The organism is Marinitoga piezophila KA3 (assembly GCF_000255135.1).
Lineage (GTDB): Bacteria > Thermotogota > Thermotogae > Petrotogales > Petrotogaceae > Marinitoga > Marinitoga piezophila.
The window spans coordinates 172244-195060 of sequence record NC_016751.1 but is presented as its reverse complement, the minus strand read 5'-3'; the positions used below and the strand labels follow the sequence as shown (position 1 = coordinate 195060).

The 22817-nt window shown below is 28.0% G+C and carries 21 protein-coding genes; 5 read left to right on the top strand and 16 right to left on the bottom strand.

Going from position 1 to position 22817, the window contains the following annotated elements:
* Positions 1-10: 10 nt before the first annotated feature.
* From recG to MARPI_RS00945, 4 genes are read right to left on the bottom strand one after another with little or no spacing between them, the layout of a single operon-like run.
* A complete protein-coding gene (recG, locus tag MARPI_RS00960) occupies positions 11-2353 on the bottom strand; it encodes an ATP-dependent DNA helicase RecG (protein ID WP_014295718.1) in 2343 nt (780 codons plus the stop codon).
* Positions 2353-3228: a DegV family protein gene (locus MARPI_RS00955; protein WP_014295717.1), complete on the bottom strand. Its 876-nt coding sequence runs from the start codon at positions 3226-3228 to the stop codon at positions 2353-2355. Before MARPI_RS00955 ends, recG begins: the two co-directional genes overlap by 1 nt.
* The gene (locus tag MARPI_RS00950; protein WP_014295716.1) at positions 3225-3479 is read right to left on the bottom strand and encodes a hypothetical protein; all 255 of its coding nucleotides are present in this window, start codon (positions 3477-3479) and stop codon (positions 3225-3227) included. Before MARPI_RS00950 ends, MARPI_RS00955 begins: the two co-directional genes overlap by 4 nt.
* Entirely contained in the window at positions 3476-6112 is a 2637-nt protein-coding gene (locus MARPI_RS00945) for an O-antigen ligase family protein (RefSeq protein ID WP_014295715.1), read from the bottom strand. The genes MARPI_RS00950 and MARPI_RS00945 overlap by 4 nt, the downstream gene beginning before the upstream one ends.
* A gap of 392 nt (positions 6113-6504) precedes the next feature.
* Here MARPI_RS00945 and MARPI_RS00940 point away from each other — a divergent pair, with 392 nt between their 5' ends.
* From MARPI_RS00940 to MARPI_RS00925, 3 genes are all read left to right on the top strand, one after another.
* On the top strand, positions 6505-6960 hold the full coding sequence (locus MARPI_RS00940; protein ID WP_014295714.1) for a FeoA family protein: 456 nt from the start codon (positions 6505-6507) through the stop codon (positions 6958-6960).
* A 238-nt stretch (positions 6961-7198) separates the two neighbouring features.
* Entirely contained in the window at positions 7199-9148 is a 1950-nt protein-coding gene (gene feoB / locus MARPI_RS00930; RefSeq protein WP_014295712.1) for a ferrous iron transport protein B, read from the top strand.
* Positions 9145-9516, top strand: a complete 372-nt coding sequence (locus tag MARPI_RS00925) for a hypothetical protein (protein ID WP_014295711.1) — start codon at positions 9145-9147, stop codon at positions 9514-9516. Before feoB ends, MARPI_RS00925 begins: the two co-directional genes overlap by 4 nt.
* Positions 9517-9546: 30 nt before the next feature.
* Here the strand turns inward: MARPI_RS00925 and MARPI_RS00920 are convergent, their stop codons facing one another.
* The 10 genes from MARPI_RS00920 to MARPI_RS00875 are packed head-to-tail and all read right to left on the bottom strand — an operon-like array spanning position 9547 to position 17353.
* Positions 9547-11400 (bottom strand): WD40 repeat domain-containing protein, encoded by a 1854-nt coding sequence (locus MARPI_RS00920; protein WP_014295710.1) that lies wholly within the window; start codon positions 11398-11400, stop codon positions 9547-9549.
* A gap of 28 nt (positions 11401-11428) precedes the next feature.
* Positions 11429-12856 carry a complex I subunit 5 family protein gene (locus MARPI_RS00915; protein WP_014295709.1) on the bottom strand — a complete coding sequence of 476 codons (1428 nt, stop codon included), beginning with the start codon at positions 12854-12856 and terminating at the stop codon, positions 11429-11431.
* On the bottom strand, positions 12856-13194 hold the full coding sequence (locus MARPI_RS00910; RefSeq protein WP_014295708.1) for an NADH-quinone oxidoreductase subunit K: 339 nt from the start codon (positions 13192-13194) through the stop codon (positions 12856-12858). The genes MARPI_RS00915 and MARPI_RS00910 overlap by 1 nt, the downstream gene beginning before the upstream one ends.
* Positions 13194-13877: an MnhB domain-containing protein gene (locus MARPI_RS00905; protein WP_014295707.1), complete on the bottom strand. Its 684-nt coding sequence runs from the start codon at positions 13875-13877 to the stop codon at positions 13194-13196. Before MARPI_RS00905 ends, MARPI_RS00910 begins: the two co-directional genes overlap by 1 nt.
* On the bottom strand, positions 13874-14611 hold the full coding sequence (locus MARPI_RS00900) for a transporter substrate-binding domain-containing protein (RefSeq protein ID WP_014295706.1): 738 nt from the start codon (positions 14609-14611) through the stop codon (positions 13874-13876). Before MARPI_RS00900 ends, MARPI_RS00905 begins: the two co-directional genes overlap by 4 nt.
* Complete coding sequence (gene mnhG / locus MARPI_RS00895) at positions 14604-14885, bottom strand: monovalent cation/H(+) antiporter subunit G (protein WP_014295705.1); 282 nt, start codon at positions 14883-14885, stop codon at positions 14604-14606. The genes MARPI_RS00900 and mnhG overlap by 8 nt, the downstream gene beginning before the upstream one ends.
* Positions 14878-15138, bottom strand: coding sequence for an MrpF/PhaF family protein (locus tag MARPI_RS00890; protein WP_014295704.1), 261 nt, complete (start codon positions 15136-15138; stop codon positions 14878-14880). The genes mnhG and MARPI_RS00890 overlap by 8 nt, the downstream gene beginning before the upstream one ends.
* Positions 15135-15557, bottom strand: a complete 423-nt coding sequence (locus MARPI_RS00885; RefSeq protein WP_014295703.1) for a Na+/H+ antiporter subunit E — start codon at positions 15555-15557, stop codon at positions 15135-15137. The genes MARPI_RS00890 and MARPI_RS00885 overlap by 4 nt, the downstream gene beginning before the upstream one ends.
* Positions 15554-16531 carry a DHH family phosphoesterase gene (locus tag MARPI_RS00880; protein ID WP_014295702.1) on the bottom strand — a complete coding sequence of 326 codons (978 nt, stop codon included), beginning with the start codon at positions 16529-16531 and terminating at the stop codon, positions 15554-15556. Before MARPI_RS00880 ends, MARPI_RS00885 begins: the two co-directional genes overlap by 4 nt.
* A gap of 9 nt (positions 16532-16540) precedes the next feature.
* Positions 16541-17353 (bottom strand): purine-nucleoside phosphorylase, encoded by an 813-nt coding sequence (locus MARPI_RS00875; protein ID WP_014295701.1) that lies wholly within the window; start codon positions 17351-17353, stop codon positions 16541-16543.
* A 132-nt stretch (positions 17354-17485) separates the two neighbouring features.
* Here MARPI_RS00875 and MARPI_RS00870 point away from each other — a divergent pair, with 132 nt between their 5' ends.
* Entirely contained in the window at positions 17486-18091 is a 606-nt protein-coding gene (locus MARPI_RS00870) for a cyclodeaminase/cyclohydrolase family protein (protein WP_014295700.1), read from the top strand.
* A gap of 11 nt (positions 18092-18102) precedes the next feature.
* Positions 18103-19224 carry a tRNA guanosine(34) transglycosylase Tgt gene (gene tgt / locus MARPI_RS00865; RefSeq protein WP_014295699.1) on the top strand — a complete coding sequence of 374 codons (1122 nt, stop codon included), beginning with the start codon at positions 18103-18105 and terminating at the stop codon, positions 19222-19224.
* A 15-nt stretch (positions 19225-19239) separates the two neighbouring features.
* On the opposite strand, the gene MARPI_RS00860 is transcribed toward tgt, so the two are convergent.
* Complete coding sequence (locus MARPI_RS00860; RefSeq protein WP_041638412.1) at positions 19240-19476, bottom strand: Fic family protein; 237 nt, start codon at positions 19474-19476, stop codon at positions 19240-19242.
* An 89-nt stretch (positions 19477-19565) separates the two neighbouring features.
* Positions 19566-22814: a UvrD-helicase domain-containing protein gene (locus MARPI_RS00855; protein WP_014295698.1), complete on the bottom strand. Its 3249-nt coding sequence runs from the start codon at positions 22812-22814 to the stop codon at positions 19566-19568.
* Between the last annotated feature and the right edge of the window lie 3 nt (positions 22815-22817).

The window sequence follows — 22817 nt, the reverse complement described above, 5'->3', positions numbered from 1 at the left end:
TCTTTTTCACCTACGCTTCTAACATTTTTAATTTTTTCCCATATCGTTTATATATTTCTTCTCTTAATGCAGGATATTTTATTAAATCGGGATCTTTGGACAATATTTCATTAGCATCTTTTCTTGCTGTGTTTATAAGTTCTGGATTGCTTAATATATCAGGAAATTTAAAATCTGGTAATCCATGCTGCTCAGTGCCAAAGAATTTTCCAGGCCCTCTCCATTGCAGATCCATTTCTGAAACTTCAAATCCATTTGTTGTTTGAGCAAATTTTCTTAAGCGTTCTCGTGTTTCAGAAGTTGTTTTTTTGCTAACAACAAGGAAACAGTAAGCCTGCTTATTGCTTCTTCCAACTCTTCCTCTTAATTGATGCAATTGTGATAGACCAAAACGTTCTGCATGTTCTATAACAATTACGGTAGCATCTGGAATATCAACACCAACTTCCACAACTGTTGTAGAAACAAGGATTAAGAATTCTTTTTTGGAAAATCGTTCCATAATATCGTTTTTTTCCTGTGATTTCATTTTACCATGTAATAGTTCAACACCATATTTTTTAAATCTTTTATTTAATACTTCATACATTTCCGTTGCGGCTTTTAAATCTATTGCTTCAGATTCTTCAATTAGCGGATATATAAAGAAAACCTGGTGTTTTTGTTTTAATTCATCTTCTATAAATTTATATATTTCATTTATTTTTTCTTCTGTTGCATAAACTGTTTTAACTTTCTTCCTTCCAGATGGCATTTCATCAATTATTGAAACATCAAGATCTCCATACAATGTCATGGCGAGCGTTCGGGGAATTGGGGTAGCTGTCATAAATAAGATATCAGGCATTACCCCTTTATTTATTAAGCTTAAACGCTGTTTTACTCCAAAACGATGTTGTTCGTCAATTACAACAAGACCAAGGTTTTTAAATTCTACATCTTCCTGAATTAATGCATGTGTTCCTATCAAAATATCTATTTCACCATTTTTTAATTTTTCTTTAATAATTTTTTTCTCAGAATTTTTTGTTTCACCCAATAATAATTCCACGTTAATCCCAAAATTCTCCATATGTTTTTTAATTTTTAAAAATTGTTGTTTAGCGAGTACAGAGGTTGGTACCATCACTGCTCCCTGAAAACCACTTTCATAATTGTATAATAATGCCATTTCTGAAACTACAGTTTTTCCTGAACCAACATCTCCTTGTAATAGTCTGTTCATAGGTTCTTTGGAATCCATATCTTTTCTTATTTCATTAAAAACCTTATTTTGAGCATTAGTCAATTTAAAAGATAATATCTTTTTAAATTCTTCAATTAATTTCCCTTCATTTTTTTTAGATATACCTATTTTTTCTTTAATTAATCTTTTTTTCATTAATACTGAAAATTCAAATAAAAAAATCTCTTCATATTTTAAAGCTTCTTTGGCTTTTTCATAATGAAAAAAACTCTTTGGAAAATGTATCCCTTTTATTCGCCTGGATAAACTTATTAATTTATATTTATTTTTGATTTCTTCAGGAATAAATTCTTCTTTATAATTTACATAGGGAATTGTTTCTGAAAAAATGTTTCTCATATTGTTTTGGTATATACCTCTTTTTAAAGGATATACTGGAAGAATTCCAGTTTGAACTTCTTGTTCAGAAGTTATTATCTGAAAATCAGGATTTTTAATGGTTTTCCTGCCAAACTCCACTTCAACTGTTCCATAGGCTGCAACCTTTAATCCAACTTGAATAAATTTTTTTATATAATCCTGGTTAAACCATGTAAGAATTAAAACACTCCCATCTTTATCTTCAAGAGCATATGATAATATTCTTAAACTTCCTATATTTTTTTCTTCAAAATTTACTATATTACCAACAACAAGACAATTTTGACCATGATAACAATCAATAATACGTTTAATTTCTCTTCTATCTTCATAATCTCTCGGGAAAAAATAAAATGTATCTTCAATTGAATTAATACCAAATTCTCTTAATATTTTTGCACGTTTATTGCCGACACCTTTGATAAATTTAATATCTGTAGCTAATGGCATATCTTTATATGGTTTTTCTGGTGAATCAATTAGATATTCATATTTCAATTTTTCTATTAGTTCTAAACCATTTAAAGCTCTTTTTATACGCCTTTCATCTGAAAGATTAGCTATAGGTTTATAATAACCAAGAAAAGAGCCTATTTTTTCTTTTAGGCCCTTCTCCTGTTCTATTATGTTTATATAATTGGCGGAATATTTATATAACTCTTTAAATAAATATTCCCATTTTAGTTTTTCTTTTAAAGCATCTTTTAATTTAGCTTCGAGACCGTTAAAAAAGTCTTCTATATTCATTATAAGGGTTTTTCCTCCCCATATACTGCAAGCCCGAATACTTCCGGACCACTATGACATGCTACTGTTGGCCATATTCTACCTTCAATTAGTTCGTAATCATAGCCAAGTGTTTGGAATTTGTCCATAAACATGTTAAACACTTTTTCTTCCTGTTCTTTATTGCTTTCAAATCCGTGTATTTTATATATTTTAATGTTATAAGGTTTATTTTTTATAAATTCAAACAATGATTCAGACATAGTTTTATATGCTTTATTTAAACCTCTAACCTTAGCTAACGGAGTAATTTCAGCATCTTCAACAGTTAATACTGGAATTATTTTTAATAAAGTTCCTGCCATCCCTGCTGCTTTTCCAATCCTTCCATTTTTAATAAGATATTTTAATGTTGGGACAGAAAATTCCATAAATGTATTATCTATAATTTTCGGAATTAATTCGTTAACTTCTTCAAATTCTCTTCCTTCATTTAAGAGTTCAACAATTCTTCTCGCAACAAGAGAAGCTCCTATTGAAACCATTTTGGTGTCAACAATTTTTAGATTAATATCATTGAGCATATTTTTTGCCATATTAGCAGTGTTGTATAACCCTGACATTTTCGATGAAAAATGAATATCAACAATTTCATCATATCCCTCTTCTTTTAATGACTCATAAATATTCATTATTTCCTTTAAGGATGGTTGAGCGGTATGAATTTCTTCAGCACCTTCTACTAAATCATAAAATTTTTCTTTTGAAAGATCTACACCATCAGTATATTCTTTTCCATCAATATATACCTTCATTCCCATAAATTTCAGATTATATTTTTCAATCCAGTCAGGTGTCGGAGAACATCCTGAATCTACGATTATTGCCCTTTTCATTTTTGTTCCTCCTCTACGACTATATAATTACCCTCTCGTTTAAAAATCAAATTATTTATTTTTACTTCTTTTATTTCTGAATGATTGTTCATAAACATGAGTAATTTATCATAAAATCTTACTTTTAAATATGCATCAAAAATATTATATTTTGATTTTAGATTTTCACGCTGTCTAACATTTAAATAGAAATAGAAAGTTATTGAATTTATGACTATAATTATTGTTAAAAGAATTATTGCCAATCTCATTTTAAAAATTCATACACCCTTTTAAAATTTTCTATTCTGGATTTATAACGTGTATCAGGATATCTCTCTAAATATAGTAAATTATAATTATAAACTTCTGAATAAAATTTTGTTACATGTTCCGCTAATTTTATTGCCAATTCCGAATTACCATTTGACTTTAGATAAAAATAGAGATCTTCAAAAAATGCAAAAGATTTATCAGGTATTCCTCTTGTTTTTTTCATCATATAATAATCTGCTTTTGCTTCTTTTTCGGCTATTTTTAAAATATTATTTATTGTTTTTTCCATACCTATATAGCCATTAAAGTTAAACATTATTTTCATGTATTCGGTATATACATCTTCCCATTCAGGAAATCTATTCCATCCTCCTGGCAGTATTTCAATTGTTTTATCATACCAATACACAAATTGAGTATAGTAATGCTTTTTTAACTTTTCTATCTCTTCAACAATGTTTTTATCTTCATTAAAATATCGTTCTAGATTATTTAAATTCTGGAAAATGATAACATTTAATTTTGAAATTAATCTATACGCATTTTTTTCATTAAAAGATGTATAATTACTTTTTAATTGATCAATTTCATCCTGTAAACTTTGTATATATGCAAGTGCCTGTAATACTTCTGGATTTCCGTTTGTTTTTTCTTTAAGTAATAAATAAAGATTTTTTATAGTAAATCTAATCTGAGATGAAGAATACGGCATTAAGTCTAATGCGCCTTCGAATTTTTTAAACATAAAATCATATTCAGGATATTTCATATCCATATAATCAGTTAATTTATTATAATCAATTTCCATTAACCTATATGGCGTTTTTGCAAGTAACTGCGCAAGATAAAATCCAGATTTTCCAAATGCTGGATTAGCTTTTAATGATTTTAAGAAATATTCTTTTGCTTTTTTATATGATTCAAAAGCTTTATTTTCATATTCTCTTTTTGTATTTAGATATTTTTTCTTTTCATCTTCCAGTTTCTGTATTTCTGAAGAAATCTTTTGTAATTCAAGCGGATTTGATACTTTATAATTTTTTAATTTACTTATTTGAGTATCAATTTGATTTATTATATTTGGAATTTGGTTTTTAACTACATTTTGATAAGCATCAATTTTCATATATTCTGCATTGGCGGTTTTAAAGTAGATTTCTGCCGCTGTAGAATTGATTTTTAAAAATGATACAAGAATTCCAATTATAAAAAATACAACAAATACACTCTTTAATGTTTTAGAAGAAATTGATACTTTTTTTGTTTCTCCAAACTGTTCTGAAACAGCTACAGAAATAATAAACAATGCGGACATTATATTTGGATGTAAATGCATTGGGAATTCAGTTGCACTATGAATTGCTACAATTGTAAGTGACCATGCAAATAAATTGAACATTAAAAGTTTATTGAAGTCTTTAATATTAAAAACTCTTTTAAAGAAAACAGTTATTAAACCAAATAATAATAACATTATTGATATAAAACCAAATAAACCCGTTTCACCTAAAACCTGTAAGTAATCATTATGAGCTCTTTTAAAATTGTTCCATGCATAATAAAATTTTTCAGGGTTTCTTGCCTGAATATCAGCCATATATCTTACAGCATAAACAGGATAAGTGACAATTCCTCCACCTATAAATCTATTTAATAGATGATTTGGGTCTTTCCACTGTTCAACAGCAGCAAGCCAGGATAAAGTTCTTTCATCCCATGAAGATACCGATGTAATTGCTTCGAATCTCTTTGCTGCAACAACTTCCCCACCCTTGTTAAATGGTGATGGAATATTGAACATAATTAATAAAAAGGAAATTATAAGAATAATTAAAATCATCGGAATTAAAAACTTTTTGCTTTTTATATAATTAATATCTTCATCGTTTTTATTTTTTAAAAAACTAATTGAAAAGAATATTGCAAATATTGCCATTCCAAGGAAAAAAGATAAATAAATTGAACGTGTTTGTGCAAATAATAATACCCAGAACATAACAAATATTGAGATAATACTAAAGACTCTTTTTAAAAGAGAAGAGTTTTTTGATAATGCAAAATATATTCCTATTGGAATCATTTGTCCCATGTAGTCTGAAACAAAATTTGGATTTCCTATTGTTGTTCTTAAGGTTATTCTCTGGGAAGGATCACCATATTTCCCAAAAAATATATCATATCCGAAAAATTTATTTAATAATCCATCTACTCCAATGATAAAACCAGTTATTAAGAATATAAACAGCGCATCTTCAATAAATTTGAAGTCTTTTCCAAATCTATTTGTTAAAATATAGGATACAAAAACAATTATTGAGATATATAAAGCTACTTCAAAAGAATATCTGAAATAATATTTATTTTGTATAAATACGTTTATCAAAGAAAAAACAGACGCCAGACCAAATAACGAGAAATATATGTGATTTAGAGAATAAGAAATTTCATATTTTTCTTTATTAAGCTTGAACAAATAAACAAAAAACATAGCAGTATAAAAAAGAGCAAAAACGAGATGTTTTTGTGTTGAATACTCATAAACCCATGATGGCACCATTAAAAATGGTAATACTAAAAAGAAAACTCCCATTGCCATAATATCAGCTGGATACTTTGACCTGACATTCATACTACTTCCTCCTCCGTAATTATCTTTATCTTTACCATTTTATCATACCACAAAAATTATAAATACTTACATCTAAAATCAATAAAAATGTTATATAATATGCCTGGTTATATTAAATTTTTGTCATTTAATTATCTCATCGGTTAGCTGCAAAATTATATGTTAATAAAAAATAATAATATGTAAAAATAAATTTTATTTAGAAAAGAATTTGTTTTTTCAAGAAAGATTTTTTGCGGTAAAAGATAAAAAAATATTTTTTATTCTTTATAGGTAATAATACCTTTGCTCTAATTCTGACTCTTTTTAACAGATTTAGAGTATAATAGTAATGAAAAATATCACAACACTTTTTGATTTTGTTTTTATATTCTATTTAGGAGGAATTCGCCATGATAATACCATTAAGCAGTTTAATAATAGGAATGGATGGAATAATTGTAAGGCTCGATTTTGAAGATTCAATAAAGGAAAGATTTATTGCCATGGGGGTATTACCTGGTAAGAAAATAACTTATGTTCACGAATCACCATTTGGAGACCCAATGGTATTTAAAATTGAAGATAATAAAATCATGATAAGAAAAAGTGAAGCTCAGCGTATTTTTGTTGATGTTACTGAAGAATATATTACTTTGGATGAGGCACGTCCGGGAATGTATGAAGTTTTTATGATTAAAGGCGGAATGTTATTAAAAAAAGAATTGGAGAAGACAGGTATTACTATAGGCAGTAAAATTCAGGTTTTAAGCAATAATTATGGAAAGGTTTTAATTAATGCAAATGGTAAAAAAATAGGATTTGGTAAAGGAAGGTCGAGAAAAATAATTCTCAGAAAAATCAGATAATAAAGCTGGTGGAATAATGGTAAACGAAATAATGGAGTATATTAATAGTCAACAGGAAAATGTATCTACTGATGATATAAAAAGATATTTTAATCTTTCTGATAGTGATTGGAACATTATTTATCCTTTTTTATTATCAAACGGTGTCAAAACAAACACTTTCGAATCAATGAACTTAACCTGTGAAAGTTGTCCTTTAAAAGGTTTTTGCAATAAAAAAAGTTGTGGAGGGTAAGATATGACTTTTGAAATAGCCATAATAGGTAATCCAAATGTAGGTAAAACCTCTATATTTAATATTATTACTGGAAGTAGGCAGTATATTGCCAATTGGCCTGGAGTTACTGTAGAAAAAAAGGTTGGTTCATTTAAATACATGGGACACAACTTTAAATTAGTTGACTTACCCGGTATTTATACGCTTTCAGCCCAAAGTGACGATGAAAAGGTTGCACGTGATTATTTAATAAATGAATCTCCTGATGCTGTAGTCGTTGTTGCTGATGCATTAAACCTTGAACGTTCAATGTATCTTTTGACTCAGATTTTAGAAATGAATTTACCGGTTGTTCTGGCAATAAATTCAATTGATGAAGCTGAAGCAAAAGGAAAGGTTATAAATCCTTCATTTATTTCAAAAACATTGAATATCCCCGTAATTTTAACTTCTGCGAAGAAAAATATTGGTATTGATAAATTACTTGAAGAAATTCATAAAACTGCTGAAACAAAACATGTTCCTGCGAAAAATTTTCTTTATACAGATAAAATCAATGAGTACATAAACGAATTTATAAATGAAGTGAAAAAATATTCCATGTTAAATTCATATGATTCAAGATGGTTGGCAATATACTATCTTGAATTTGGAAATAAAAACTTTCATTATCCTGAAGAGTTAATAGAACATATTAACAAAAAATTCGATATGAATAAATTAAAATCAGAATTCATGAACTGGAAATTTAAATTTATCTCTTCTCTTATAAACAGCGCTGTCGTTGAAGAAGGTAGAAGCTGGGCAATGAGGGACATTTTAGATCATGTAATGACACATAAAGTTTTAGGGTTATTAATTTATGTTATTGCATTGTATTTTGTATTTTCTTTAACCTTTAATATTGCCAGTCCTCTTTCTGATCTAATTGATATGGGATTTAGCGCATTAGGTAACTTAATTGATGGTAAGATTCAAATTCCATGGTTAAATTCATTGATTGTAGATGGAATTATCGGTGGAGTTGGCGGAGTTTTAGTATTTATCCCACAACTTTTCGTGCTATTTTTCTTTATGGGATTTTTAGAAGAATCTGGGTATTTACCTCGTGCCGCATTTCTTGTTGATAAACTGGTTAGAAAATTCGGTCTTAGCGGACGTTCTTTTATGTCAATAATTTTAGGATTTGGATGTAGTGTTCCAGCAATAATGTCAACAAAAACTATTGCCAATAAGAAAGAAAGAATGGCTTTAATTTTAAGTATCCCATTTGCTTCATGTTCAGCAAGATTACCTGTATTTATACTTTTAATAAGCGCCTTTTTCGATAAAAATGCTGCATTTATATTGCTTTCTGTATATATTACCAGTATTTTATTAGTTTTAATTTCAGCTAAAATATTACAAATCTTCTTTATCCGTGGTGAAGAAGTTCCATTTACAATAGAATTGCCACGTTTTAGAATGCCTACATTTAGAAATCTTGCTTTATATTCATGGAATAGAGGAAAACATTTCCTTGAAAAAGCTGGAGGAATTATATTAATCGCAACTATTTTTATCTGGCTTTTATCTTATTTTCCAAATAATAATGATATAGCTAATTCATATGCAGCAATGCTTGGTAAATTCTTTGAACCTATAACAATGCACTTAGGATGGAATTGGCAAACAAATATTTCCTTATTATTCGGAGCTGTTGCAAAAGAAGTTGTTGCATCATCATATATGACCATATTAAACGTTGGAGAAGACGGAATTTCATATGCTTTGAGAACTATTTTAACAGAACGTTCAGCTTTAGCTTTAATATTCTTTGTATTGACATATATTCCATGCTTTGCTACACTTAGTGTAATTAAACAAGAAACAAATAGCTGGAAATGGATGTTCTTTGAATTATTTTATACATTATTGGTAGCTTATGGCCTTGCCAATCTTGTATATTGGATTGGAGGTTTTATATTATGAAAAACAAACGATTATTGCTCATTATAATAGGAATTATGTCTTTAATAATGGGTTATATAAATTTTTCATATGATAATTTCATTTTCCTTTCCTATATTACTGTATCATTAATAGCTTTTTTTGGATTTTGGGAAGATATAAAAAATATATGGTATCATCGTTCTGCACATATTATTGTTAGTGGTATTATTTCTGTTTTAATAGGGATATATGAGATATTAAAATACATATTTGGATGGCTTGCAGTTTATACAAGTCAGGAGAATCCTCCTATATTTAAAATTGACATTTTTGTTTTTAGTTTATTTATGATTTTAGTTATGGTATATGAAATTAATTATCTAAAAAAAGCTGGAAAAAATATATAATTAAAAATAGCTCCCTGACGGGAGCTATTTTTAATATTGAAATATTTTCATTGATTTTACAGAATCCTTTCCAAGTAAGAAAATCACATCTCCTGTTTTATCAACTAAAGCATATTTTATATCGTATTTTAAGTTAAAACTATAAACTTTATTCAAATTTACACTATTCCATATTTCCACATTACCGCCTTTACCGGAAACAATAAAATATTTTTTCAAAAGAGATGGTGAAACGTTATACACACCTTCAAATGATTTAAAGGAAGTTAAAACATTTCCATCTTCAATATTTATTATAGAAATTTTTCCATCAAATTCTGCTGCAATAAGATATTTGTCATTTTTTAACAATAAGATATCTGTAATTGTATTATTGAATTTAACCTTCCAGATTAACTTACCATTAAATTTATCAATTTTAGAAACCATACCATCTAATGTTGAAATATAGATAGCTCTGTCATTTACACTAACTTTTGTTATTTCTTCTTTTAAATCAACAAGGAGCTTTTTCTCTGTTCCGGTAATTACATATAAATTGCCATTTTTTAAAGCTACATATACCATTTTATTTTTCGCTGTTAAATAGGTTATGCCGTTTTTAAAATTAAAGGTATAATCAATCTTCTTTGTAGTAAGATTATAAACATTTAATATACCTTTTTCATCACCAGAATATAATAACTGATCTTCATCATCAAAAGCAAGTGCCGTGATTTTATTATCGTGATTGTAACTATCAAAACCTTCATTGGTTATATCTGATACAATCATAACCATTTTGTCATTTCCATAAGCAAGAAGATTATATTTACTTAAAGCTATAGCTTTACCTATTACATTGCTTTTTAGATCCCAATTTATTTCAGGATTTTTCAAAACGTTTTCTGTAGTTTTTTCTGAAACAACATCTATTAAATCTATATCGCTTTTGTTCTGCGGTTTAAATGAGATTTTTCTGTTTTCTTTTGTATAATTTCCATATAATATTCCATCCTTTGAAAGAACAACCATTGTATTTTCGTCAGGAATTTTTGCATAGGTTAAAATTGAATCCTTTGAAATTGTATGTTCTCCAAAAATGCTTGTTACATTTATATTTGCTTCATCACTACCTGTAATATCTCCAAAAAATTTCATTCCATTTTGCAATACAAAATATGTATATTTGCTTTCAGGTTTTTCCATACCTCCAGAAAATCCGTAAATAGCATTATTTAATAAACTCAAAGTTCCATAGCCAACATCAAAGAAATAATAATCATTTACCTTTTTTATGAGTTTTTCATATTTAAATTCATAACCATTATAAAGTTTTAGAGTATATGGTTTTTTAAATTCATATTTCGGATATGAAATACTTTTTATTACTGATAAATCAAGAGCACCTTGCCCTAAAACAGGAATATTCAAAAACAATTGATTATCTTTAGCTTCAAATATATTACCTTTAATTTCAGTATAATTATCCCCTAATGTTATTTCAAAGTTAGTGGGCTGTTCTTTTCTTGTCCATTCAACATCTGGAACCTCTGGATGTGCAACATTTACAAACTTTAGCTTTGAAACATCGTTTAATATTAATTCACCAATATTCATTTGGATATTAGCTGTTCCAGATGCATAAGAAGTTAATTTACCTTCAAAAATCTTATCATCAACAATTACTCCATAATCAGACGTTGTTTTTTCATCAAAAGAAATATATAAAACATTATCAAGCATTACTGTCATTATCTGATTAAAAACTTTCATTTTTACAACGCCATCTTTTATTTCAATGATTTCTGTTGTAACAGTATTTCCATCAACAGACTTTAGTAATGCTCCATACCCCATCCCCATAAATACCATAGTCAAAAACAATACAAAAAACTTTTTCACATAAACTTCCTCCTTTCTCTCCCTCACTTTATATTAATTTTATTATATAATAACCAATAACAATTGAAAAAATCTGCAATATCAAAGAGTTTTCCAGATAATTTAATTTAATAGATAATGATTTCGTTTTCAAATTGGAAACAGCAAGTGAAACTATTAAAGCTGTAATGGAAATAATTAAATCAAGTTTGGTAAAATGATATTCAACAATTCCAATTAATGGAATAATAGAAATTAATATAGTTGAATAATATATTTTTTTTGATAGTTTTAAAGCATTTATTATTTTTATTGAATACATCGCTGTTGTAAATGCTGATATATACAATAATATCTTTAAATCCCCATGGATACCTATACTTTCTTTTACAAAAAATCCATGTGATGGAAAAATTCCTGATAAACCAAAAATACTGAATATAGCCAGCATTTTATTTATATCGTAATTATTTACATCTCTCAATAATATTATACTACGAATATGCGTTTTTTCATAAATTCTTCCAACATTGTAAAAAGCTAAAGATTTATATATCATATGCATAATAAAAAACGGAATAAAAAGTTCTTTCTTTTCAGCTATAATTATCATTGCTAATCCCATTTGAGATATCGTCGAATATGCAAGTATCCTTTTGGCATCATTTTCCAGAAAAGCTAAAATACCACCAATAATTAAAGAAATAAAACCATAAATTAATAAAATTTCTTTTATTTCATTATAAAATCCGTCATATAAAGCAAAAGAATATATTACATAAGTTCCAATTGGTGCAATGTAACCTGATAAAACCGCGGAAATTTCAGAAGAAGCTTCAGAATGTGCTGTTGGTAACCATGCAGATAAAAAAATCATACCGCTTTTAACTAACAATCCAGTAACAATAAGTGAAACAGCTAAAGGATTTGGTTCTTTTGAAAATGCTATATGTAAATTCAAGCTTCCAGTTTGTGCATATATTAGACCAACTCCTATTAAATAAAAGGTTAATCCAATATAACTCAAAAACATATATTTTAAACTTGCCCATATCCTTCTTTCATTTCTTCCTATTCCAATTAGCAAAAATGAAGATATTGAAATTAATTCTAAATGAACATATGTATTAAAAAAATCTTCTGAGGTTAATATACCAATGAGCGTACCATTTATAATAAGCCAGAGTGCCGTAAAGATATTATCATGACGTCTTGCTGAACGCCAATATATTATAAACATCATAATATTGAAAAAGAAGGCAACAACATACATTTCTCTCGGAAAATAGATTTCTATTCCGTTAAATCTATTCCAACCACCTGGAAATATTCTTTCTTCTTTTCCAAAGAACATTAAATACGTATTTAATGTAATAAGAAAAGCATAGGTTATATAACCAATTTTTTGATGGTGATGTCTGGAAAGATATGCTATAATTCCCATTGATACAGGAAATAAAATCAATAAAATAGCCATTATTTTTCTAACTCCTCTTCTATAATTTCAACATTATGAGTTTTAAATTTTTCTGCAAGTATCATAATATAAACAAGAGAAAGTGAGATTGTGGCAAAACCAATAACAATAACCGTTAATAAAAACGAATGTATTAACGGATCTGAGAAATTTTCCCTAATTTGCTGAGATATTATAGGTATATTTTCATCATAGGCTACAAAGGTAAAAAACAACAAAACACCAGATTGAAAGATACTTAAAAAAAATAATTTAATTATTAAGTCTTTTTTTATAATAATTCCCAATAATCCTAATATAATTATTATAAATGAAAATATTATATATATATAACTCATTACAACAGCCCCCTATGTTTTATAAACTGATATAATATTGTCCAGGAGCCACCAAAAACCTCAAAAGCAATAAAAGAATTTAACATTATAGCACTTCCACCACTGAAAAGCGAACCTGGTTCAAATTTTGGGAAAAAGTTTATAAAATATTCACCAAAAAAAATCTTTCCAATTACTGCATATATAATTATAAAAAGCGGCACTAAGACTTTTATTTCTTCAATATGAGATTTTTCAAATACTTCTTCAATATCCTCATATTTTTTTACCAATGCCAATGAAAGAACGCCTGTTCCTAAAATAATTCCAGAATTAAATCCTCCACCAGGGTATAAATGACCTGTAAATGTATTATAAAAACCAAGAAGAAGTGTTATTGGAAACATAACAGGTGAAAAGACTTTTAACACAACAGATGGTTCGGAAAATTCATATTCACTTTTTCCAAAGAATTTCATAAAATATGAAATTCCAATTATAGTAACTGTAAAAACAAGAATTTCAAAGAAAGTATCATAAAATCTATAATCTAAAACTATTGCAGACACAATATTCAAAGATCCGTTTTCATTTAAAACGTTAATTCCATAATATTGATTTTTTATAAACTCATGAGGAACTTCAACTATTAAAATATAAAAGAATAAGCCAAGTGATAATAAAGAAAGAAATAATTTTTTCATCCCAGATTCCTCCGGATTATATTTTCATATTCTTTTGAAGATAAGAAACCTTTTAAAAACCTGTTAAATTCATCCTTTAACGCTTTATTATTTTTTGGAAATAGTGCTATATAACCTGAGCTTTTATATTCTTCTGGAGAAATATTTTTCTCTTTTCTCAAATAAGCTTTTAATCTTAAGTAATCCATCAAATTTTTATTTTCAAAATCTGAAAAAAGCATTTTAAATTCTTCTGGTATTTCTTCATTGACTATAAATAATTTTGTTGGAAGATATTCTTTGGAAAACAATAATTTTAATTTTTTGGGATTTTCAATACTTATCCCGCCAATTATCATATCCAAACGTTCTTTTTTTATATTTTCCAAAAGGCTATTTTTATCCATCTTTACATATTCTACATCAAAAAAAGAATTTTCAGAGAAATTTTCAATGAGTTCCTTTTCAAAACCCGTTAGTTTTCCATCAATTTCTTCAATTAAATACGGCGCTTCTATATACCCAACTCTAATTTTAGACCTTGTTTTTATTGCGATAATATAGACAAAGATTATAAATGCAGAACCTATAGTCATTTGAACTGCAGCAACATCAGGTGCATTAAAAACAAAAAAAACACCCGATAAAATCGTTCCAAACGATGCATATATCAGGATTGCTTTAATATATTTTTTCACAAAAAACATCATAATTGCAAGAATTAGTAAAGAAGTCAAAAGTACAATTTCAATCATTATCTCTCACCTTAACCTTATTTTGTGCAGCACTGTGAGCAATTGCATGAGATAATACGGGACCTATTAATAATATTAAAATACTTATAATTAAAAAACGGAATATTTCGTCCTGATACTTTAAAGCAAAACCTATTAGTACTGTAAAAGTTCCTACAGTATCTGCAATACCTGCAAATTGAATTCGCGTATATAAATCTTTTTGGTTTAGCATTCCTATACTTCCCAATAATATTAATATCCCGCCAACAATAAGCAATATATTGCTAATCATTTTTCCCACTCCGTTCAAGAAACCTTGAGATAATTACAACTCCCCATAAATTTAATACCAAAAAGATTATAATTATATCAATCATTACATAAAACTGTTTATTTATTGCATAAACAATAGATAATATAGAAATTTTAGATGACATTGAAGCAAATGCTAAAACTCGATCCCACGCTGTGGGACCGAGTATAAGTTTTATTATCATTAATATCAAAGAAATTAAAATTAATATATCCAGAATTATAAATATCAAAACAGTTCACCCTTCCATACATTGTTTGGATTGTGTGCTTCATCGGGTGATTTATCAACTTTATGGATTATTAAATGATTATTCTCTTCAAAAATAAACATTGTTCCCGGTGTTAGGGTAATGCAATTTGCTATAGCAGCTTTCTCAGAATCAGTTTTATTATTTACATCTACTGGAACAAGCCCAGTATAACTTTTTTTTATTAGAAAAGGTAACATTTTGAATGTTGTTTTATACATCTGAATAATTCTGCCAATGGCTGATATAAATAATTCTACAACTCCTTTAATTTCTTCTTTTAGAAAATATTCAGAAATTTTCACAACAGCAATAGAAATAATTATTCCAAGAGATATGGATATATCATTTAATGATCCTATAAACCCTAACCAGAGAAATAATATAAATAAGTATATCATTTATAACTCTCCATTAATTTTTTTATTGTATCAATAACCTCTTGTTCAGTTTTTTCAATATTATCTGTATTAATACTAAACCCAGCAGCTCTTGGGTGGCCACCGCCACCAAAATGTACAGCAACTTTTGAAACATCAAACCATGATTTTGATCTCATACTAACATGAAACTCATTTTCTTCAGCTTCGGTAAATGTAATAGCCACTTCTACGCCTTTTATGGATCTTAAATCCCCAACAAATGATGGTGAATCCTTTGGTTTAATATCATATTTTTTTAACATATCCAATGTAATATGTGAATATGCAATTGTATTGTTATAATCCAATTTCATTACATCAAGGAAATCTTTATATAAAAGTATATGTTCAAGAGGTCTATTTTCAAGAATCATATTACTTATAAATGCAATATCTCCACCTTTTCCAACAAGCCATGCAACATCTTCAAAAACTGTTGCATCAGTATTTGAGTATTTAAAAAATCCTGTGTCTGTAGCAATTCCTAATAAATTTGCAGTTGCCAATTCTTTATCATACTCAACACCTAACATTTTATTTATTCTCATAACCATCTGTGCAGTTGCACCATACATTTCAACCCAATTAATATTTCCAAAATATGTATTAGTTGCATGATGATCAATTACTATACTTCTTGCAAACTTAAAATGGTCATAGACCCTACCTATTCTGTCAGGCGAAGAAGCATCCACTGAAATAATTAATTCAGCTGGAAATTCTTTTATACAATCATATGATTTTATTTTATCCTTAACTCCTGGAAATTCTTCAAGATACGCTGGGATTTCATAATCAATAACCCCTCTTACATTCTTTCCTAATCTTTCCAAAGCAATAACCATTGATAATACTGATGATATATCATCACCATCTGGCATAATATGTCCAACAACAAGAATATTTTTTGCTTTTTCTATTTCACCAACTATAGCTTCTATATTTCTCAACATCCAATCACCTCAAAACGTTTTAATTGCTATTTTTACAACTTTAGCAAATTTATGTTTTATTCTTTCAGCAACTTCCATAACTTCCTTATGATTAAGCGGCTGAGGCAAAATACCTGCTGCCATATTAGTTACTGCAGAGAAAGCAACGGCCTTTATGCCACAATGATTTGCAGCAATAATTTCCGGCATTGTTGACATACCAACAAGATCACCTTCTAATTTTTCAAGCATCTTTATTTCTGCAGGTGATTCATAAGATGGACCTAACATCCAGCAATATGTTCCTTCCTGAATCTTTATTTTCTTTTCTTCAGCACTTTTTTCAATTTTATCAAGCCATTTTCTATCAATTGGTGTTGCCATTGATGGAAATCTTGGACCCATTTCGTCAATATTTGGACCAATTAATGGATTCTTAAATGTGAAATTTATAAAACTTGTATTAGCTACAATATCTCCAGGATTATATGTTCTATTAACTCCACCTGCGGCATTAGTTAATACAAGTCCTTCAACGCCTAGTTCTTTAAAAACATAAATTGGAAATACCAATTTACTTAACTCATGACCTTCATATGCATGAAATCTTCCTTTTAAAGTGATAACAGGTTTCCCTTCTAACATGCCAATAACCATTTTTCCTGCATGACCCTTTACTGTAGACTGTGGAAAATGCGGAATATCCTTATAATCAATAATAATAGGATCTTCAATTTCGTCAGCGATATATCCTAATCCAGATCCTAAAATTAATCCAATTACCGGTTTAATATCTGATTTTGATTTAATATATTCTGCTGCTTCCTGAATTTTCTTATACATATAAATTCCTCCCTTTCATATTCGTTTTAGTCTTTACTTAAATTTTATCACAAAAATATGGCGATTTTACTATATAAAAATTTATTTTTGATATAATACTATTAGAAAACATTCCATTATGGAGGTGAAATTATGTTAAATGAAAAAAAAATAATAGAGTTTCTTGATGATTTAAGCGCCAAAACTCCTACACCTGGCGGAGGAGCAATGGCTGGCGTTTGCGGAGCAATTGCTGCATCGTTGGGAATAATGGTGTCAAAATATTCATTAAAGAAAAAAGGACTTGAAGATTTTCAACCAATTATTGAAAAATCTCTGGAAAACTTTTTAAAATGCAAAGAAAGGCTTATTGAACTTGCTGAAGAAGATATGAATGCATATCAAGGGATAAAAGATGCCTTTAAATCAAAGGATAAAGAAAAAATAAATATTGCTGTACGAAATGGTATAGAAACAGCTTATAAAATTGCAAAATGCGGCTATGAAATTTTAAATAATTCATACAATATTGCAAAATATGGAAACCAAAATTTACTTTCAGATGCTATCATAACAGGATATTATGCCTGGGCTACGTTACAATCAGGTCTAATCCTGGTAAAAGATAATATACAATATTTATCAGATGAAGAATATAAAAAAGAATTAATTGAAGATATCAATGAATTTACTGCTGAAACTGATGGATTAGTAAAGAAAATTAGAGAATTATTTGAAGAGAAAAATATTAAATTATAGGAGGATTTTTGATGCTTGAAGGACCTTTAAAATATGAATTATTACACAAAGATAAACACAGTAATGCACGAAGAGGAAGAATATATACACCAAATGGGATAATTGAAACACCAGTATTTATGCCTGTTGGAACTAACGGAACAGTAAAAGCCTTAAAAAACTCAGATTTAAAAGATATTGAAGCAGAGATAATACTTGGAAATGCTTTTCATTTATTTTTGAGACCGGGATTAGAAGTGCTTAAAAATGCTGGTGGATTACACAAATTTATGAATTGGGATAGACCAATATTAACTGATAGCGGTGGATTTCAGGTATTTTCTTTACGAGACAGAAAGATTTCTGATGAAGGGGTGCTATTTAGATCACCGCTTGATGGCTCGAAAATTATGATGACTCCTGAATTATCTATGGAAATTCAAATGACAATAGGTTCAAATATTGCCATGGCTTTTGATGAATGCGTGGAAGCTGGTGCTGAAAGAAAATATGTTGAAGAATCAGTAGATAGGACTTTTGAATGGGCTAAGCGTTCATATAAAGCTCATACTAAAAAAGACCAGGCTTTATTTGGAATAGTTCAGGGTGGATTCCATGAAGATTTAAGGGATAGAAGCTTAAAACAGATTACTTCAATTGATTTTGACGGTTTTGCACTTGGAGGATTGTCTGTTGGAGAACATTATTCTGAAACCGAAAGAATATTAAAACATTCAGGACCAAAATTACCTGAAGATAAGCCTCGATATATAATGGGAATTGGAACACCTTTAATAATATTAATGTCTGTTGAAAATGGCATGGACATGTTTGATTGTGTTCTTCCAACAAGAATGGGAAGGCATGGAACTGCTATGACCTGGGAAGGAAAGGTGAATTTAAAAGCAGGAAAATGGAAATATTCAACTGAACCAATAGACAACAAATGTGATTGTTATGCATGTCAAAACCATACAAGAGGTTATATTCACCACCTCATAAGAAAAGATGAAATACTTGGTAAGATATTATTGAGTATTCATAACCTTAGATTCCTTATTAATTTTGTAAAAGAGGTACGAAAAGCTATAGAAGAAGATAGATTTCTCGAATTTAAAGAAGAATTTTTATCAAATCCAAATAATGTTTATTAATACAATCCCCACTCATTACGAGTGGGGATTAATTGTATAATATGTATTTTTTCCGCTGCCATTTCTTTTAAGTAATCCTTTTTCAACATATTCTTTTAAAATATTACGCGCCTGTCTTTCTTTTATATTAAGGATTTTTTCAACATCACTCCTTGTGATTTTCCCATGTTCATTTAAAAATTTTAATATATCCTCGTTTATTTCCGGCAATTTTCCGGCACTTTCCGGCAATTTTCCGGCACTTTCCGGCACTGTATTTTCAAAAGCTTCTTTATTTTCTATTATCTTATAAATAACAACTTTAAAATATCTTCCATCATCAATAAATTCTGGCTCCTTTATTATAACATGGATATCTTCTTTTTTAACTCTTCTTCAAAGTTTTTGTTGTATTCAACCTCAATTATTTTTCCATTTTTCAAGCTTATAATATATCCTTTTAACGGATTTCCAAAGTCTTTTAAAAGATACATATAAAATTGCAATTGGAATTTATAATCTTCTATTTTTTCAGAATTGTTCAATTCTGAATATTTATAGTCCAGAATTTCAATATTATTTTCTTCATCAAATATTACCCTATCTGGAACACCAAAAATCATATACTCTTTATTATCAATCAACAACCTTTTCACAAGTCGCCATTCAGTTTTGAACCTTTTAGCAGAAAATAATCTTTCAATTAACGCATTATTCAATTCCTCTGGAAGCTCTCCAGTTTCGATTAAATTCAATATTTGACTGAAATTACCAACACTTTCCATTAAATTGTGTAATTCCGTTCCTTTTAATATACTTTCTTCATCAGAAAAGAAATCATCTGCTGTGATTTTTATATATCCTTCTTCTGTTAAATCATCTGTTGTTTCTTCCTTTTTTAATTCATTGATTATATATGTTGGTGCTATATATTTTTTATATGCAAATCCTGTTAAATCGCTTAATTGTTTTTCTTTTATATCACGCGATTTTTCAGAAACTTCTTCATTTACAGATATTTCATTATTTTCAAGCTCTTCTAATGCAATAATATCTCGCTTGTCTTCGTATTGAAAATGCATAAACAAATCGGCTACATATTTATACTTTCCATCATCATTTTCATCTTTTTTCTTTTTTGTTTTATTTTCCTGAACAATAGGAATTATAGGAATTAACATTTCTTTTGGCCTTGTTATTGCAACATACATTAACCTTAAAACTTCAGTATCTTCAAGAAATTTATTAATATCAAACTTTTTTGAAAAACCTTCTCCAAGTTCCACATTAATTTTTTCTTTATCTGTTAAAGGAAGTTCTATATTTTTAACTGTCTTGAGGAATAATTTTTTTAGAATAAAATATCTTACATTGTCTTCTGGCAATGAAAATTCCGTTTCTTCCTTACTTAAACTGACATTTTCACCTGTTTCTTCTTCTGAATTTAAATTTAGCTCTTTACCAAGGCCACCAAGTATTACAATAGGAAATTCAAGGCCTTTTGACTTGTGGATTGTTAATACTTTTACAACATTTTGTTTTTCATCTTCTATAGCTGCTTCGCTTTCTGAAACTTCCGATGTCTTTTTTAATAATTTTATTAATTCCGCAAATGAAACAGCAAGTGTGTTATATTGTTCAGCTTCATTGATAAGTTTTTTTACATTTGCTATTGCATAATGTGCATCAGACATCAGTGTTAATTTTGATAAATAATTTGTTTCTGAAATAAATTGTTTTAAAATATGTGTTGGTTTTAAATAGTATTTTAATTTCACATATCTTTCCAGAACTTCAAATGCTTTTAATTCTTCAGGAGATAGTTTATCTTTATTATTGCTTACTACTTCATATAATGAACTATATTTTTCCTTATTTCCTTTTTTTATTTCTATGAACTCATTTAATCTTTCAAATGTCATACCACCAATTAATGACATCATATATGCTGAAAAATTGAAGTCATTACGAGGATTTTGAACGGCATTTAATGCAGAAAATATGGTCTGAATTTCGTTTTTATCATAAAATGATTTACTTCCAAGAATATAAAAAGGAATATTATATTTTTTAAATGATTTTCTTATTTTATCTTCTGAAATTTTTAATTCTCTCAATAATACAGCAATATCGCTATATTTTATTTCTCTTTCTTCAAAAATAATTTTTCCATTTTCTCTTTTTCTAAATTTCATTTTTTTACCAATTAATGATTGAATAGTTCTGGCAATTGTTTCATATTCAATATTCTTTTCTTCATCTGACTTTTTATCATTTTTCTTTGGTTTTATGTACGTTACATATTTTATTCTTCTTTTATCTGTTCCATCTTTTGAAATTGAAGGAATAACATCGTTTTCGTCTTTTACTTCATATTCAGAATAATCCTTATCTTCACTAAATAACAAATTTTTATATATTTTTTCATATGTTTTCTTTACATTTTCATATACCCCAAGTAATTCATCATTAAACAGCATCTTTTCCGAAAATTCATTGGCAAACTCAACAATTTCTGCATTTGAACGTCTATTAACCCTTAATTGAAATTTGCTATCTTCTTCAAATTCATTTTCTGTAACTGCAAATACAGAAACATCTGCACCTCTAAATCTATATATTGATTGTTTCCTGTCTCCAACATAAAAGATATAATTTTCATCTGTATGAATCTTATCAAATAATGCTTTTTGAAGGAAATTGGTATCCTGATACTCATCGACTATTATATATTTAAATTTATGCTGATACTTTTCTTTTATATTTTCATCTTCAAGTGTTTCCAACGTTTTGGCTAATACACCTTTAAAATCAAATTGAAATTGATCTTCTGTATATAAGTTATATATTTCCTGCGCTATTAAAACAGCATTTTTAAAGAGCCATAATACCTTATTATAATCAGGATTAGGTAAATCATATTCAGGAATTTGACTCATTTTCATTTCAGTTCGCCAATTTCTTAATGTATCCAATAAAACTTCCTTAAATGTATCGATTTTTAGCTCCTGAAGTATAAATTTCAATGCAATAATGAAATTTTCTTTATTTTGAATTAACTCATTTATAATTTTTTTCACTGTCTCTCTTCGTTCAGGCGATAAAAAGAATGTAATTTCTTCAATGTTTGATTCTTTATCTTCCATAATATCTTCATATATTGAAAATATTATCTTTAATGTATTATAGACAGATTTTTCTATTTCAATTCCCATTCTTAATTCATTGATTATTGTAAAATTGGGATCAACACCTATCGCTATATTATTTTCTCTCAATATTCTCGAGCAGAAACTGTCTATTGTCATTATCCATGCACTATTGAGATTTGTTTTTATTTGACGCCAGTATTTATAATTTTTTCCTTTATCTAACTTTTTATCAATCTCCTCCAAAATCCTTTCTTTCATTTCTCCAGCCGCTTTATTGGTAAAAGTAACAGCAAGAATATTTTGAACAATATCTGGATTATTTTCCTTTTCGTATTTTTCCAGTATAGCAACATAATATTGAGTTATAGTATATGTTTTTCCAGTACCTGCAGAAGCTGAAATAAAATAATTTTTATCAAGATTCTTTTTCATTTCTTCTATATTTAAAACTTCAGGCATTTT

Bases quoted from the DNA above. Each gene is read 5' to 3' on its own strand.
- MARPI_RS00955 (WP_014295717.1), bottom strand. From the start codon at position 3,228: ATGAAAAGGGCAATAATCGTAGATTCAGGATGTTCTCCGACACCTGAC.
- feoB (WP_014295712.1), top strand. From the start codon at position 7,199: ATGACTTTTGAAATAGCCATAATAGGTAATCCAAATGTAGGTAAAACC.
- MARPI_RS00855 (WP_014295698.1), bottom strand. From the start codon at position 22,814: ATGCCTGAAGTTTTAAATATAGAAGAAATGAAAAAGAATCTTGATAAA.
- MARPI_RS00925 (WP_014295711.1), top strand. From the start codon at position 9,145: ATGAAAAACAAACGATTATTGCTCATTATAATAGGAATTATGTCTTTA.
- mnhG (WP_014295705.1), bottom strand. From the start codon at position 14,885: ATGATTAGCAATATATTGCTTATTGTTGGCGGGATATTAATATTATTG.
- MARPI_RS00900 (WP_014295706.1), bottom strand. From the start codon at position 14,611: ATGATTGAAATTGTACTTTTGACTTCTTTACTAATTCTTGCAATTATG.
- recG (WP_014295718.1), bottom strand. From the start codon at position 2,353: ATGAATATAGAAGACTTTTTTAACGGTCTCGAAGCTAAATTAAAAGAT.
- tgt (WP_014295699.1), top strand. From the start codon at position 18,103: ATGCTTGAAGGACCTTTAAAATATGAATTATTACACAAAGATAAACAC.
- MARPI_RS00875 (WP_014295701.1), bottom strand. From the start codon at position 17,353: ATGTATAAGAAAATTCAGGAAGCAGCAGAATATATTAAATCAAAATCA.
- MARPI_RS00905 (WP_014295707.1), bottom strand. From the start codon at position 13,877: ATGAAAAAATTATTTCTTTCTTTATTATCACTTGGCTTATTCTTTTAT.
- MARPI_RS00885 (WP_014295703.1), bottom strand. From the start codon at position 15,557: ATGATATACTTATTTATATTATTTCTCTGGTTAGGGTTTATAGGATCA.
- MARPI_RS00950 (WP_014295716.1), bottom strand. From the start codon at position 3,479: ATGAGATTGGCAATAATTCTTTTAACAATAATTATAGTCATAAATTCA.
- MARPI_RS00945 (WP_014295715.1), bottom strand. From the start codon at position 6,112: ATGAATGTCAGGTCAAAGTATCCAGCTGATATTATGGCAATGGGAGTT.
- MARPI_RS00880 (WP_014295702.1), bottom strand. From the start codon at position 16,531: ATGTTGAGAAATATAGAAGCTATAGTTGGTGAAATAGAAAAAGCAAAA.
- MARPI_RS00915 (WP_014295709.1), bottom strand. From the start codon at position 12,856: ATGGCTATTTTATTGATTTTATTTCCTGTATCAATGGGAATTATAGCA.
- MARPI_RS00870 (WP_014295700.1), top strand. From the start codon at position 17,486: ATGTTAAATGAAAAAAAAATAATAGAGTTTCTTGATGATTTAAGCGCC.
- MARPI_RS00910 (WP_014295708.1), bottom strand. From the start codon at position 13,194: ATGAGTTATATATATATAATATTTTCATTTATAATAATTATATTAGGA.
- MARPI_RS00940 (WP_014295714.1), top strand. From the start codon at position 6,505: ATGATAATACCATTAAGCAGTTTAATAATAGGAATGGATGGAATAATT.